The following is a 13,891-nucleotide window of genomic DNA, read 5'->3' as shown; positions in this document are numbered from 1 at the left end:
AATACCTCCGTTTATTAGCCGATTGAGCCTTCCATTTCGAAGCTAATCAGCCGGTTTAATTCAACCGCGTATTCCATCGGTAGCTGCTTAGTAAATGGTTCAACGAAGCCCATGATGATCATTTCCGTTGCCTTCGCTTCAGAAATTCCTCGACTCATCAGGTAGTATAACTGCTCTTCTGAAATCTTGGAAACCTTAGCTTCGTGTTCCATCGCCACATGAGCGTTATCAATCTCGTTGTACGGAATCGTGTCTGATGATGATTGGTCATCCATGATAATGGTATCACACTCAACGTGGGCCTTAGACCCGTCTGAGTGCTTACCAAAGCGGACCGTCCCCCGGTAGTCCGTTGAACCACCGGTCTTGGCAATTGACTTGGAGACAATTGAACTTGAGGTGTTCTTAGCATTGTGAATCATCCGGGCACCGGAGTCCTGGTGAATTCCGTTGCTGGCAACCGCAATTGACAGCATCGTCCCCCGGGCACCTTCACCATTCAGGTATACACTTGGGTACTTCATCGTTACCTTAGAACCCAGGTTACCATCGACCCATTCCATCGTAGCGTTTTCGGCCGCGGCTGCCCGCTTGGTTTCCAGACTGTAGACGTTGTCGGACCAGTTCTGAATGGTCGTGTACCGACAGTAGGCGTCCTTGCAGACGTTTACTTCAACTACGGCCGCGTGCAGACTGTCAGAAGAATAGTTTGGAGCCGTGCACCCTTCAACGTAGTCCACGCTGGCACCCTCGTCAACAATAATCAGGGTCCGTTCAAATTGTCCGGTATTTTCAGCATTCAACCGGAAGTAAGATTGAATTGGTGTCTTCGTCTTAACACCTTTAGGAACATAGATGAAGGAACCACCAGACCAAACTGCGGCATTTAGAGCCGCAAACTTGTTATCAGTTGGTTGAACCAGCTTACCAAACCACTTCCTGAAGAGGTCCGGGTACTCACGCAGGGCGGTATCCGTATCTGTAAAGATAATTCCCAGCTTAGAGAATTCGTTCTTCATGTTGTGGTAGACAACTTCAGACTCATACTGGGCAGATGACCCGGCCAAATACTTCCGTTCTGCTTCTGGAACTCCTAAACGGTCAAAAGTCTTTTTCAGGTCTTCTGGAACATCTTTCCAGTCCCGGAACTTCTTGTCCGTCATCTTTTGGTAGTAAAGCATGTTCTTTAAGTCCAGCTCAGACAAGTCCGGACCGAACTTCGGCATAGGAAGCTTCTTGTAAATCTTGTAGGCCTTTAGGCGGTAATCAAGCATCCACTTTGGCTCATGCTTTTCTGCAGAAATTTTACGAACAACGTCTTCCGTAAGCCCCCGTCCCGTTGAATAGACCGGCTTGACGTCATCGTGGAAGCCGTATTCATAATTTTCGTCGTTATTTACAATGCTGGCTGCATCATCACTCATTACTCTTCCTCCTCGTCATCTTTCTTTAGCAGGGCCCGCTGGAGTGCCCACCATGAAATCGTGGCGCACTTAATCCGGGCTGGGAATTCCATAATACTGGTCAAGATTTGGGCATCGCCAAGCTTTTCCAGGTCATCTGCAGAGTGCTTTTTACCGATGGCCATATCGGAAAAGGTCTTTGCCATGTCGAGGGCCTCTTCAGTGGTCTTCCCTTTGACTGCTTCAGCCATCATACTGGCAGAGGCTTGACTAATCGTGCATCCAGAACCTGTATAACCGATATTTTTAATCCGGTCACCCTCAACCTCAACGGCCACGTTAATCGTGTCACCGCAGGTTGGGTTATGAATTGTCATTTTACTCGTTGCATTAGGAATATCATGTTTATTCCGCGGATTGTTAGCGTGGTCCAAAATGACGTCCCGATACAAGCCATTTAACTTAGATAGTCCCACCGTTAAAGAACTCCTTTGTTGCTTTGATTGCGTTAATTAATTGATCAGCATCCTTCTTCGAATTGTAGAAGTAGAAACTGGCCCGGGTGGTAGCACTGACGCCGAGCGCTTCCATCAGCGGCTGTGCACAGTGGTGACCAGCACGAACGGCAACCCCCTCAGCATCGAGGGCCGTTGCCACGTCATGCGGGTGCAGGTTGTCCATGTTAAAGGCAATTACCCCCGTATGCTGAGCCGGGTCCTGGGGCCCATAAACCGTAATGTAAGGTAGTGCTTCTAGTTTAGGAAGAACATAGTTAACAATTTCTTGTTCCTTCTTTTCCACGTTTTTCATGCCGATTTCTTCCAGGTAGTCAACCGCGGTCCCCAGGGCAATCGCTCCGGCAATGTTTTGGGTCCCCGCCTCAAACTTGAACGGGATATCCGCAAAAGTGGTCTCATCCCGGTGAACGGCATTGATCATTTCACCACCGTACTGGTATGGCGGCATTGCCCGTAAGAGGTCTGCCTTGCCATAGAGGGCCCCAATCCCCGTCGGGCTCATCATCTTGTGCCCAGAGAAGGCGTAGAAATCAACGTCTAAGTCCTGGACATCCACTGGCATGTGGGGAACGGATTGGGCACCGTCACCAATAATCACCGCCCCGTGTTCATGGGCGATCTTGGCTAATTCCTTTAGTGGGTTAACCGCCCCAAGGACGTTGCTGGCGTGGGCTACCGACACGATTTTGGTCCTATCGGTAATCTTACGTTTAGCGTCTTCCATATCCAGGGTGCCGTCCGGTGTTAATTCAATGTACTTCAACGTGGCGTGCTTTTTAATCGCCAGTTGTTGCCAAGGAATCAGGTTACTGTGGTGTTCCATGATGGTGATGACGATTTCATCACCTTCGTGGATATTTTGTTCACCATAAGTGGCGGCAACGAGGTTTAATCCGTCGGTACAGCCCTTAGTGAAGATGATCTCGTTGTGGTCCTTGGCGTTGATGAAGTGCTGGACCTTCGTCCGAGCGGCCTCATACTGCTCAGTGGCCCGTTCCGCCAGGGTGTGAACCCCCCGGTGAACGTTAGCGTTATCGTGCTCGTAGAAGTGGACCAAGGAATCAATCACTTGCTGTGGTTTTTGGGCGGTCGCCGCGTTGTCGAGGTAAGCAAGACGCTCACCATTTACTTTTTGGTCCAGAATTGGAAAGTCTTGGTATGAATCATTGATATTGTTGGCCATCAGTAAGCTTCCTTTCTAGAATACCAACCAGCTTCTTACGGACATCGGCGGCTGGAATAGCACTCAAAACGGCACCAAGGAAGCCCCGGATAACCATCCGTTCCGCTTGCTTACGTGGAATCCCCCGACTCATCAGGTAGTACATCTGGTGGGGGTCAACCGGGCCAACACTAGCAGCGTGCCCAGCTTCAACATCATTTTCATCAATTAAGAGGATTGGGTTGGCGTCTCCCCGGGCCTTATCTGACATAATCAAGACCCGGTTTTGTTGGTCGGCCTTAGAACCGTGGGCCCCGTGGATAATCTGACCGATTCCATTAAAGATCAGTTCAGAATTTTCGAGGATGACTCCCCGTTGGTTGATCAGACCAGTCGTGTGCTTACCGTGGTTAGTAACGCGGTTGTTGACCCCGACTTCCTGATTAAGGGTCGTCACGGCAATCATCTTGGAGTTAGCATAACCGCCTTCGCCTAATAATTCAGAGTCCATGTCGCCAACCGTGTCCCCATCATTCATCAGGCCAACTGCCCATTCAACGTGGGCGTCACGGCCAATATCGGCCCGCCGCTTGAAGTAGGTGTGGGTGCTGGCCCCCAGCTCATCAAGAGAGGAGAAGTCAATCTCGCTGTTGTCCTTGGCAATCAGCTCAATCATCATGTTGGCCGGATTTTCATTTTTCCCAACGGTCGTCAGGTGTTGGATAAACTTGACCTTGCTTCCCTGGTCAGCAACAACCAAGATGTGAGAAATCAGCGGCTGGTCCTGGGTGTTGTCCTGAACGATTTCTGCTTCAATCGGCTTCTTGATCTCGACATTCTTTGGTACATACAAGAAGAGACCGGCATTCAGGTATGCCATGTGGTAGGCAGTCAGCAAGTTTTCGTCCGCTTTGATGGCCGTCATGAAGTTCTTCTTAAAGATTTCTGGATAGTTCTTTGCCGCCGTGAAGATGTCGGTCAATACGACCCCTTCATCCTGCAGCTTTTCTGGAATATGAATTTTAACCGTTGTCTGGCCAACCTGGGTCACCCGGATTACTTCATCGTCCGGCGCGAGTTCTTCCAGGTCAGTATTAGAACTAACCCAGGTTAGGGGCTGATCGGCAATTAGCGGCCAGTCGTGGAACTTAAACCGCTGCATCCGTGGCAGCCGCAATTTTTCCATCAGGTCCCGTGCAAAAAGCCGCTGGTTCAGCAAGAACTGTGGTTCATCATGCTGCTGGCTGGCGCTGGTCAGCTGTTCCTTTGCTTCTGCTAGTTCAGTCATAGTGCACCTCCTAGTCTTCATCGTCGACTAGTTTGATGTCGAGACCTAATTCATCCCGCAGGCCGGCATAACCTTCGTCTTCCAGCTTCTTAGCCAGTTCTGGGCCCCCGGTCTTAACAATTTGTCCGTCCATCATAACGTGGACCGTGTCTGGAACGATGTAGTTAAGCAACCGTTGGTAGTGGGTGATGATCAGTGAACCGAAGTTGTCACCGCGCATGGAGTTAACACCTTTGGAGACAACCTTTAAGGCATCGATATCCAAGCCAGAGTCAATTTCGTCCAGGATGGCAAAGGTTGGTTCGATCATCAGGAGCTGCAGAATTTCGTTCCGCTTCTTTTCACCACCGGAGAAGCCTTCGTTTAGGTACCGTTCCGTCATCTTCTGGCTCATGTCCAATAATGACAGGTTCTTGTCCAGCTTCTTGATGAAGTCCATTACGGAAATTTGGTCGTCTTCTGGCCGGCGGGCATTGATGGCGGCCCGGAGAAATTCAGCGTTCGTTACCCCTTGAATCTCTGCTGGATACTGCATTGCCAGGAATAATCCCTTCCGTGCCCGCTCATCAACTGGCATACCAACGATACTTTCACCGTTTAAGAGGATGTCACCTTGCGTTACCTTGTAACCTGGTTGTCCCATGATTGTTTGTGAAAGAGTGGACTTCCCGGTTCCGTTTGGCCCCATGATGGCGTGGATCTCCCCCGTCTTCATCTTTAGGTTAACCCCTTTAAGGATTTCCTTTTCTTTCTTACTTTCTTCATCCTTAACAGAAACATGTAAATCGCGCACTTCAAGTGTGGCCATTTCAAAGCATCCCCTTAAACTAAATATTCCAAATTATTCCATAAGAAATAATGGTTAAAAAATATACACATTTATTATAACCGAATAGTATCAAGATTGAAGCTTTACAAGCAAATTTTTTTAAGCGGTTTCAAAGGAGTATAATATAACTATAAAATGTAGCTTTTTATATACTTTTAGAATATTTTATTCGGGTGATAATTATGAATGGTCATAAATACATACTTCATTCTTTTAGCTGTCTAAACCAACCAACTGCTAACCGGCTCCATAACATGGGTCTTTGTGAAGGTTGCCCCATTAAGGTAATCCAGCGTTACCCATTTCATGGTCCCGTAATTATTGAAAACAATAATCAGCGGATTGGAATTCGTTACCACGACTTTTACGCTTTAACGGAGGCTGAAGCATAATGCCAAGTGTCGCCTTAATTGGTAACCCTAATACAGGTAAAACAACTCTTTTTAATTCACTCACCAACAAGTACGCCTACGTTGGTAATTGGACAGGGGTAACGGTTGAGAAGAAGGTTGGGACCCTCAAGGATTCGGCCGTCCAAATCGTCGACCTACCGGGCGCGTATTCGCTGAACCCGTTAACAAAGGACGAGGCCGTTGTAACGACCTACCTTCTTCATAACCGTCCAGACCTCATATTAAACATCACCAACGCTAGCCAGTTAAAGCGTAACCTTCTACTGACGATTCAGGTTCTTGAACGGGGTATCCCCGCTATTTTAATTTTAAATATGATTGATGATCTCAAGAGAAGCGGCCGAAGTTACAACCTAGACCTTCTTAGTGAACGACTGGGGTGCAAGGTCTTGGCCACCAACGCCCGGGGGCACCGGGGAATCAAGGAGCTGCACGAACAGATTGCTAACTACCAAAAGGTAACTACACACCCCCTGCAGTTAACCTACCCGCCAATGCTTCAGCAAGCCATTCGTCAGGCCAGTGAGGCCCTCACCGCGGGCTTCTCGTTCGAGCCCACCCTTGCCCGCTGGTTAGCGATTCAGTTCATTGACCAAAACAAGGCCATCCGAAGAATTGCTAAGCAGCGCAAATTAACCCCGCTCCTGAGTCAGGAGAAGTATTATGATGCCCAGCACTTTGCGGATAAGATCTATGACACCCGGCTGGCATTTATCGAAAAACTGCTAAAAGACGCGACTGAGACGGGGCAAAGTCAACAGCCCCAGCTGACAAGCAAAATTGATAAGGTGGTCACCAACCCTATCTTGGGACTGCCTATCTTTGCGGGAATCTTTTTCCTGATGTTCAAGCTTTCCTTCGACTGGGTAGGGACCCCACTATCTGACTTACTTGATTGGTTCCTGTCCGTTCCCGTCTCAAACACTGCTAACCACCTGTTGGTTCAGATGGGTGCTATCCCTGCCCTCCGTTCACTGATTGTTAACGGAATTATCGCGGGGGTTGGTGGGGTGTTAGCATTTATCCCTCAGATTTTCACCCTCTTTGCCTGTATCTCCCTGCTTGAGGATTCGGGGTACATGGCCCGGGCGGCTCTAGTAACGGACCGGTTAATGCAGATGATTGGGCTCAATGGTAAATCATTCATCCCGCTGATTATCGGTTTCGGCTGTAACGTCACGGGAATCATGGCCGCCCGGACGATTGAACAACCTAAGGAACGGCTCGTCACGACCTTGATCATGCCCTTCATGAGTTGTTCGGCCCGCCTACCGATCTACAGCCTGGTGGTGGCCGCTTTCTTCCCGCACCACCAGGCATTGATTGTCCTCTCAATCTACTTCCTTGGTGTGGTCGTTGCCCTCCTCGTGGCCAAGCTCTACCAGGTACTTTTCCACGTCAAAGAACGATCCGTCTTTATTGTGGAACTTCCCGAATACCACCTGCCCCGCTTAGATATTATCTGGCACGGGACCTGGGATAAGGGGAAGGGATTTATTAAAAAGGCCGGGACCATCATCTTTGCCGGGACCGTCCTGATTTGGCTGCTTTCTAGTTTTGGCCCCCATGGTTTCGTTACTGATTCTACGGCCAGCTATGCTGCCAGTCTTGGTCACGCCCTTGTGCCGATGTTTAAACCGATTGGAATCGTCCAGTGGCAAGCTATTAGTGCCCTCTTTACGGGGGTCTTGGCAAAGGAAGTCATTACTTCCAGTATGATGGTCATGTTCCACACCAGTAGCAAGGCCGTTTTGATCACCGCCCTCGGGCAATTCATGAGTCCGGTCGCGGCATACGCGATGTTGGCCTTTGTCCTGCTCTACATCCCTTGCTTTGCCACCCTGGCCACAATCAAGGAGGAAACCGGGTCATATAAGTGGGTTTTCTTCTCGGTCGTTTCCAGTTTTACCATCGCCTACATCACGGCCTTTATCCTTTTCCAAGTTGGTTCGTTAATTTTTTAGGAGGATAATTATGAAACTACTAATCAACCTGTTAATCATTGTCGCAATCATCGGCCTGGCGGTTTGGGTCATTATCCGCACCTTCAAGAAGGTCAAGACAGGTGGCAAGTGTGCCGCCTGCGATTATGATTGTGAGCTCAAACAGCTGAAAAATCGCCAAACACGGCAGCATTTAACTCTCTAAAAGCAAAAGCGACTAACGAGAAATTCCCGTTGGTCGCTTTTGTTTTTAGTCTGGGTCCTTTAGTGACTTACCGCTCTTGACCGCCGCAAATTCCTTAAAGGCCTCTTCAATTTGCCCATACTCTTCAGAAGTCAGGATCACATCCATTGCCTTTGCATTGCTAATTACCTGGTCAGCCCGCTTGGCTCCTGGAATCACGGCCGTAATCAGCGGATTTTGTAGGTACCACGCCAGAATTGTTTGGGCCACCGTTGCCTGATGGCTAGCGGCAATCGGGCGCACCTTATCAACCGCTGCCAGGATGGCACTGTAGCGCGGTTCCTTAAAGTCCGCAATCTGGTTGCGGATGTCGTCTTTCGGGAAGGTCACGTCCTGGTCATACTTACCAGTTAGCAGACCGGAAGCCAGGGGGAAGTAAGGCACAAAGCTAATCTGGTTGTCATGCAGGTAGTCCAGCTTCCCGTCTTTCAGGTGGTCCTGGTGAAGGAGGCTGAATTCGTCTTCAACAACGTCAACGTAGCCATCCGCGTTAGCTTCTTTGATCTGATCGAGGCTAAAGTTGGATAACCCAATCGCCCGAATCTTGCCCGCTTCGCGCAGGCGCTGGAGAGCCCCCACCGCCTCAGCCTTTGGCGTATCGTGGTCCGGGAAGTGGATGTAGTAAATGTCGATGTAGTCCGTTCCCAATCGTTCCAGGCTCTTGTTGACCTGGTCCGTCAGAAACTGGGGATCGTTGTTGATGACCTCTTCACCAGTGGAGAAGTCGTGAGCTCCCTTCGTGGCGACCACAATCTGGTCACGGGAATGTTCTTTAACAACCTCGCCGACCAGTTCTTCAGAATGGCCTAGTCCGTATACGTAGGCAGTGTCGAGAAGGTTAATCCCGTTTGCCAGTGCCGCCTCAACTAACTTGCGGCCATCGTCATCACTAAGGTCCGGGAAGAGGTTGTAACCCCCAACGGCGTTTGTCCCTAATCCCAGTGAGTTTGCTTCAACTGTTGAATGACCAAATTTAACCATCATTATACTCCTTTCATTGTCAGCGCTTTCGTTTTTACCATTATATCTAATTTCATCCTTGCTTGGCGATAAGTAAATTCGGTTTTAGGCAGATTGCAAGAAATAACTTGAACGAATTTAGTGACGTAGATTAAGCAGGAAGATCTCGATTGGTGTATGCCAATTAAGACATTTAAGTGGCCGGGAATTCAAATACCAATTAATTTGAATCAGCTTGTGATCGCTTAACTCTTCAATGGCTTGGCCTTTGGGAATAAAGCGTCGTAAAACTCGGTTACGGTTCTCATTACTGCCGCGTTCATGTGGTGAATAAGCATGAGCAAAATAAACCGGAGTACCAGTTCGCTGCTCAATTGCCTGGTAGTTAGCGAACTCTTTACCATGATCTACGGTAAGCGTCTTGAGCTTGTCTTGAAGTTGACTAGCTAGTTCAAGTACGGCTTGAGTCATGGACTGACTGTCGCGACCATGGAGCCGTTTAACAATTGTCAGGCGACTCTTACGCTCCACAAAAGTAGCCACAGCTTGACCTTTACGTTTGCCAGAAAGTACGGTATCAGCTTCAAAGTGGCCGAATTCCTGGCGAGTTTCGACTTTATGAGGCCGCTCCTCAATGGAGCGGCCGTGACTGAACGTACCACGCTTTTCTTTAGCACGATGACGACGCATTCCATGATCAGGCAAATCGGGCAACTGTATATCAAGCCATCCTTGATCAATCCAGTTATAGATCGTCTTGTAGGCAATCCCAACCACATGGGCAACCTGTTCAGGGGACCACTTCTGGACTTGAAGCTTTTCCTCGATCAAGTGTTTAAGGTTTTTAGTGAGCGAAGACTTCCGCCCCCGTTGACTAACCTTGCGTTCAAAGTCAGTTTGCGCTAGCTCAGCCCAGTACTCACTATTTAGCCGGTGAAGTTCGTTAAAGATGGTGGTCTTACTAAAGCCTAAGTAGTTAGCGATGTATCGCAAGGAACGTCCTTCATTATGAAGCGTTTCAATGACAACACGGTTCTGGAATGATAAAATAGTGGTGCTCATCAAGGTCCTTCTTTCTAATGGATTGTACGGTAACACCATTAAAGACCTTGATGGGTTTTTCTGTCCACTTAAATGTTCAACTTAAATTTTACAATCTGCCTTTAAGAAAAAAATAAGCTGGAAAAGCTTCTGATAGCTTTTTCCAGCTTATTTTCATACGCTCAATTCCGCAAAGAACTTCGTAGCGTCTTCTTGAACCATCGTGAAATCAAAGCCAAACGACAGTTTCTGCCGGTTAATGGCAATTACTTCCGCGTTCTTATTCCGGTATTCCAGTAAGCCGGCAAATGGGTAAACCTTCATGGACGTTCCAACAATCACCACGAGGTCGGCTCCCTGCATTGCCCGGACAGAATTAATGATGTTTTCCTGCTTGATTCCTTCGTCATAGAGAACGATATCCGGCCGCAGTGGTCCGCCATCTTCCTCGTGAATCCGGCTCTTCAGGTAGTCTTCAACCGGAACCGTCTTACCGCACTTTTCACAAAACACGTTGTAGAGGTCCCCGTGGAAATCGATCAGGTGCTTGGTGCCCGCTTCTTCGTACAGGTTATCAATATTTTGCGTAATCACCGTCGCCCGGTCCTGCTGGGTCAGGGCCGCCTGCTTTTCATGAATGATATTTGGTTTAGCATCAGGAAAGTAGAGATTCTTCTTGCAAAATTCGTAAAATCCTTCCGGATCACTTATAAAGTAGCGGTGACTCAGGTAGTATTCCGCATTCCGGTTCTGGGTGTAGAGGCCGTTTGCCGACCGAAAATCCGGAATACCGGAGGCTGTCGAAACGCCCGCCCCGGTCAAGAAAACAATGTGCTTTGCATTATCAAACGTTGCTTGAATATTCGTGTCCATCTAATTACTTCCTTACAATGTATGGGATACTATGTTGCTCAAGAAACTTCTTCACCGGTTGGGCATAAATACGCTTAAACATTTCCGGCGTCTCTGGTTGGGGAGCCGGCATGGTAAACGAGTTCTGCCGGTCGCTACGCCGAATGCCAATGTACGCCCGCTTCTTCGTTCCCCGCTCCTTCATATCGGAGTGGTAAATTTCAAAGACCTGGCGAAGGCTCAACCGCAACTGCCGCTCACTCAGGACTGGCGAAAGGGTCGTGTACTCGTTATTGTGGAGGGCCGGCAGGTTCCATTCCTGCATCTGCTGGTCAAACAGGGAATAAATCTTGATGATTGACCGCCGCATGTCAAATGGCGTCTTAATCGGCTTAGCGGTAATCGTTGCGTACATTTTCTTGGCTGCGGCCAGTGCATCTGGATACTTTGCCTTCAGTGTTTCTTCGTACTGGTCCAGATGATCACCGTAGAATACCAAGGCATCAAGAAGGGTCAAAAGACGGAGGGTTTTCTCCTCATCATCTTTCTCCCCTTCCGGCGTCAGGGTGTGTTCAATTCCCTTCAGGTATTCCCGCTCAATCTGCTCATCAACGAAGCCGTGCTTTCGTTGTTCAGCGACCACGACCCGGTGCATGGCAACGTTGTACAGGTCCGTCGACATGATCATCATCTGCTCATCAAGCTGCTTATCACCCAGGGAAAGTTGGAAAAAAATCTGGGGAAAGCCGCGCAAGAGCATCAAGAGGTGGAGAAGCTCATGGGAGGCCGTATAGTTGGGGGCGGTCAGGTCGGTCACAATGATAAAGAGCCCACCCGGCAGCGTCTTCTGGGTTGCCTGGTCATGACGAACGTAGCCGGACTTTTCACCATGAAACTGAACAAAAACGTTCCCCTCAGGATAAAGTTCGTTAACCTGCTTAAGCAGTTCCTGGTTCGCCGCATTTAACTTTATTTCTTCACTCATGCAATTAATCCTTTCTTATTTCATCGAGTACCCGACGGGCTGCTGCCCGGTCCACGTGATCAAGCATGGCTAGCCGTTTTGTCACTGACGATACTTCATTTGGTCGGGCTCCCACGCTAATCGCTAGGGAACGGTACTGGAGTTTCATGTGGCCCGCCTGAATTCCGGTACTAGCAAGCGCCCGTAGTGCAGCCAAATTTTGGGCGAGGCCGATACTAGCGGTCACTGCCGCCAATTCCTCCGCTGTTTTAATACCACTGATTTGGTAGTTTGCCCGGGTCAACGGGTTCAGACCAATTGAGCCCCCAACAACTCCTACCGGTAGTGGGAGAGTTAAGCGGCCGACCAGCTGGCCATTTTTCACTTGCCAGCTACTAAGGCCCCGGTACTGACCATCACGCGCCGCGTAGGCATGGGCGCCCGCTTCGATGGCGCGCCAGTCATTGCCACTGGCAATTAAGACGGCGTCAATTCCATTCATAATTCCCTTGTTATGGGTTGCCGACCGGTAGGGGTCAGCCTGGGCGAGGTTACTTAGCGCCGCAATCCGCTCCGCAACCTTTTGCCCTACCATCTGGGGAGTTGCCAAATCCCGGAAAGCCACCGTACACGTCACTGTTTGCAGACTAGCGGTCGCGTAGTTACTTAGGATTGCACAGAGAACGTTAAAGCCCTGGCTCCGTAACCACTTACCAACTGCTTCGGCCATCGTGTTGACACTGTTGGCCCCCATCGCCTGGCAAACGTTAATTCCCAGGTCCACACTGATAAAATCGCCTGGTGTCCGTAGGCGGACGCTTTTAGCCCCGCCACCGCGCCGTTGCATTGACGGGTGGGCATCATTAGCAGTCTTAAGCATCGTAGTTGTGTGTTGTTTTAGCCAGGTTAAGTCGGTACTGACGTCACCGCGCGGTTTCACTACTACCTGGCCGACTAGTTCCCGATCTTGCTTTTTGGCAGTGAATCCGCCACTTTTAGCAACCCGCTGTGCACCGTTGGCAGCCGCCGCAATCACGGACGGTTCTTCAACCACCATTGGTACCTGGTATTCTTGTCCATTGACGACAAGCTTCAGGGCCACCCCTTCTGGCAGGGAGTAGTCCGTTAAGTAGTTTTCCACCAGCTGGTTGCCCAGGTCAGACGCGTGGTCGGACAAAAGGTCGGTCACGGATACCGGTAGTTTCAAGGCCGTCGTTAGCCGCTGTCGTCGCTCTTTTGGTGACAATTTATAAAAGCCATGTTGCCAATCACTCATTGTTTTGCTTCCTTTGGTTGACGTATTCGGTAATGATGCCTTCCCGCACACCACTTTCCGAGAAGATTACCCGGCCATCGGTGTTGCGCTGGAGAAGACTAACTAAGGGGAGCATCCCCCCAACGATGATGTCCGCCCGTTCTGGCTCCAGACCTGAGATCCGCTTGCGCTGGGCCAAGTTCCGGTTCAGCAGTTCCCGGTAAGTTGCGTAAACCACCCGGGCACTGAGCTGATAACCATGAATAGTCCGCCGGTGGTGCCGGTGGTGGTAGGCCCAGGCCATCCGGGCCAGGGTCCGGTTTGCACCGCCAAGGAGAACGATTGGCACCCGGGTTGCGTAGCGTAGCCAGGGAATCTTCTTCAACCGGTCATTCATCGCTACCTGGGCCCGGAATAGGTCCGCCGACCGCACGTAGCCATTCAAATGGAACTGCTCTGAGAGGTTAACCGCACCAACTGGGATTGAGATCAAATCGCGGGCGCGCCGCTGTTGAACTAGTACCAGTTCACAGCTTGCCCCACCAACATCTAAAATTAAACAGTGGTTAAGCTTAAGGGTCCGAATAACCCCTAAGTAGTCGTAATAGGCCTCTTTTTTACCCGACAAAACCTGAAGCTGGATACCAACTTCCTCTTGTACCCGATTCAGGAATTCCTGACGATTCCGGGCCTGGCGAACAGCCGCCGTGGTAATTGCCCGGACCTTGACGTTGGGAATTTCTTCATAAAGCTGCTTAAAGCGCTTCAGAGCTTCAATTGTCCGCATCATCGCTGCTTCTTGGAGCACCTTTTCGCGTCCCATTCCTTCTGAAAGGCGGGTATTTTCCTTTACCCGCTTGATTTCACGAAAACGGCCATCCGGTGCAACTTCTGTAATTGCCATCCGTGCCGAGTTAGAGCCGAGGTCAACAATTGCGAGGTTTTCCACTATTTTCACCTCCGCTACATTAAATTTAATTTAATAGAATCGATCTCTTTTATGTTACCATGTTCCGTTC

The 13,891-nt window shown here is 49.6% G+C and carries 14 protein-coding genes; 3 read left to right on the top strand and 11 right to left on the bottom strand.

Annotated elements, in window-relative coordinates; all coding sequences use genetic code 11:
* Positions 1-14: 14 nt before the first annotated feature.
* From sufB to sufC, 5 genes are read right to left on the bottom strand one after another with little or no spacing between them, the layout of a single operon-like run.
* Positions 15-1,424, bottom strand: coding sequence for a Fe-S cluster assembly protein SufB (gene sufB, locus KZE55_RS01810; protein WP_222258794.1), 1,410 nt, complete (start codon positions 1,422-1,424; stop codon positions 15-17).
* The gene (gene sufU, locus KZE55_RS01805; RefSeq protein ID WP_222258792.1) at positions 1,424-1,879 is read right to left on the bottom strand and encodes a Fe-S cluster assembly sulfur transfer protein SufU; all 456 of its coding nucleotides are present in this window, start codon (positions 1,877-1,879) and stop codon (positions 1,424-1,426) included. The genes sufB and sufU overlap by 1 nt, the downstream gene beginning before the upstream one ends.
* Positions 1,866-3,104, bottom strand: a complete 1,239-nt coding sequence (locus KZE55_RS01800) for a cysteine desulfurase (protein WP_222258790.1) — start codon at positions 3,102-3,104, stop codon at positions 1,866-1,868. The genes sufU and KZE55_RS01800 overlap by 14 nt, the downstream gene beginning before the upstream one ends.
* Complete coding sequence (gene sufD / locus KZE55_RS01795) at positions 3,085-4,371, bottom strand: Fe-S cluster assembly protein SufD (protein WP_222258789.1); 1,287 nt, start codon at positions 4,369-4,371, stop codon at positions 3,085-3,087. Before sufD ends, KZE55_RS01800 begins: the two co-directional genes overlap by 20 nt.
* Positions 4,372-4,381: 10 nt before the next feature.
* Entirely contained in the window at positions 4,382-5,179 is a 798-nt protein-coding gene (gene sufC / locus KZE55_RS01790) for a Fe-S cluster assembly ATPase SufC (protein WP_222258787.1), read from the bottom strand.
* A 203-nt stretch (positions 5,180-5,382) separates the two neighbouring features.
* Between sufC and KZE55_RS01785 the strand changes: the two genes are divergently transcribed.
* The 3 genes from KZE55_RS01785 to KZE55_RS01775 are packed head-to-tail and all read left to right on the top strand — an operon-like array spanning position 5,383 to position 7,761.
* Positions 5,383-5,592: a FeoA family protein gene (locus KZE55_RS01785; protein ID WP_047767893.1), complete on the top strand. Its 210-nt coding sequence runs from the start codon at positions 5,383-5,385 to the stop codon at positions 5,590-5,592.
* A complete protein-coding gene (feoB, locus tag KZE55_RS01780) occupies positions 5,592-7,577 on the top strand; it encodes a ferrous iron transport protein B (protein ID WP_222258785.1) in 1,986 nt (661 codons plus the stop codon). The genes KZE55_RS01785 and feoB overlap by 1 nt, the downstream gene beginning before the upstream one ends.
* 10 nt (positions 7,578-7,587) lie before the next feature.
* On the top strand, positions 7,588-7,761 hold the full coding sequence (locus KZE55_RS01775) for a FeoB-associated Cys-rich membrane protein (RefSeq protein ID WP_222258783.1): 174 nt from the start codon (positions 7,588-7,590) through the stop codon (positions 7,759-7,761).
* A gap of 45 nt (positions 7,762-7,806) precedes the next feature.
* Here KZE55_RS01775 and KZE55_RS01770 read toward each other — a convergent pair whose 3' ends face one another.
* The 6 genes from KZE55_RS01770 to KZE55_RS01745 all read right to left on the bottom strand — a co-directional run bounded on the left by KZE55_RS01770 (position 7,807) and on the right by KZE55_RS01745 (position 13,821).
* Positions 7,807-8,784 (bottom strand): aldo/keto reductase, encoded by a 978-nt coding sequence (locus tag KZE55_RS01770; RefSeq protein WP_222258781.1) that lies wholly within the window; start codon positions 8,782-8,784, stop codon positions 7,807-7,809.
* Positions 8,785-8,898: 114 nt separating this feature from the next.
* A complete protein-coding gene (locus tag KZE55_RS01765; RefSeq protein WP_222258779.1) occupies positions 8,899-9,822 on the bottom strand; it encodes an IS30 family transposase in 924 nt (307 codons plus the stop codon).
* Positions 9,823-9,975: 153 nt separating this feature from the next.
* Positions 9,976-10,674 carry an NAD-dependent protein deacylase gene (locus KZE55_RS01760; RefSeq protein WP_222258777.1) on the bottom strand — a complete coding sequence of 233 codons (699 nt, stop codon included), beginning with the start codon at positions 10,672-10,674 and terminating at the stop codon, positions 9,976-9,978.
* Positions 10,675-10,678: 4 nt separating this feature from the next.
* Positions 10,679-11,638 carry an IpaB/EvcA family protein gene (locus KZE55_RS01755; RefSeq protein WP_222258775.1) on the bottom strand — a complete coding sequence of 320 codons (960 nt, stop codon included), beginning with the start codon at positions 11,636-11,638 and terminating at the stop codon, positions 10,679-10,681.
* 4 nt (positions 11,639-11,642) lie between these two features.
* A complete protein-coding gene (locus KZE55_RS01750) occupies positions 11,643-12,893 on the bottom strand; it encodes a hydroxymethylglutaryl-CoA reductase, degradative (protein ID WP_222258773.1) in 1,251 nt (416 codons plus the stop codon).
* The gene (locus KZE55_RS01745; RefSeq protein ID WP_222258771.1) at positions 12,886-13,821 is read right to left on the bottom strand and encodes a Ppx/GppA family phosphatase; all 936 of its coding nucleotides are present in this window, start codon (positions 13,819-13,821) and stop codon (positions 12,886-12,888) included. The genes KZE55_RS01750 and KZE55_RS01745 overlap by 8 nt, the downstream gene beginning before the upstream one ends.
* Positions 13,822-13,891 lie beyond the last annotated feature (70 nt).

Source organism: Limosilactobacillus panis (assembly GCF_019797825.1).
Taxonomy (GTDB): domain Bacteria; phylum Bacillota; class Bacilli; order Lactobacillales; family Lactobacillaceae; genus Limosilactobacillus; species Limosilactobacillus panis_A.
The sequence above is the reverse complement of the archived record's forward strand: the minus strand, read 5'-3'. Positions and strand labels throughout refer to the sequence as shown.

What these genes read in the sequence shown, in the direction of transcription:
- sufB (WP_222258794.1), bottom strand. Translation starts at nt 1,424, where the DNA reads ATGAGTGATGATGCAGCCAGCATTGTAAATAACGACGAAAATTATGAA.
- KZE55_RS01800 (WP_222258790.1), bottom strand. Translation starts at nt 3,104, where the DNA reads ATGGCCAACAATATCAATGATTCATACCAAGACTTTCCAATTCTGGAC.
- sufD (WP_222258789.1), bottom strand. Translation starts at nt 4,371, where the DNA reads ATGACTGAACTAGCAGAAGCAAAGGAACAGCTGACCAGCGCCAGCCAG.
- sufC (WP_222258787.1), bottom strand. Translation starts at nt 5,179, where the DNA reads ATGGCCACACTTGAAGTGCGCGATTTACATGTTTCTGTTAAGGATGAA.
- KZE55_RS01785 (WP_047767893.1), top strand. Translation starts at nt 5,383, where the DNA reads ATGAATGGTCATAAATACATACTTCATTCTTTTAGCTGTCTAAACCAA.
- feoB (WP_222258785.1), top strand. Translation starts at nt 5,592, where the DNA reads ATGCCAAGTGTCGCCTTAATTGGTAACCCTAATACAGGTAAAACAACT.
- KZE55_RS01775 (WP_222258783.1), top strand. Translation starts at nt 7,588, where the DNA reads ATGAAACTACTAATCAACCTGTTAATCATTGTCGCAATCATCGGCCTG.
- KZE55_RS01770 (WP_222258781.1), bottom strand. Translation starts at nt 8,784, where the DNA reads ATGATGGTTAAATTTGGTCATTCAACAGTTGAAGCAAACTCACTGGGA.
- KZE55_RS01765 (WP_222258779.1), bottom strand. Translation starts at nt 9,822, where the DNA reads ATGAGCACCACTATTTTATCATTCCAGAACCGTGTTGTCATTGAAACG.
- KZE55_RS01760 (WP_222258777.1), bottom strand. Translation starts at nt 10,674, where the DNA reads ATGGACACGAATATTCAAGCAACGTTTGATAATGCAAAGCACATTGTT.
- KZE55_RS01755 (WP_222258775.1), bottom strand. Translation starts at nt 11,638, where the DNA reads ATGAGTGAAGAAATAAAGTTAAATGCGGCGAACCAGGAACTGCTTAAG.
- KZE55_RS01750 (WP_222258773.1), bottom strand. Translation starts at nt 12,893, where the DNA reads ATGAGTGATTGGCAACATGGCTTTTATAAATTGTCACCAAAAGAGCGA.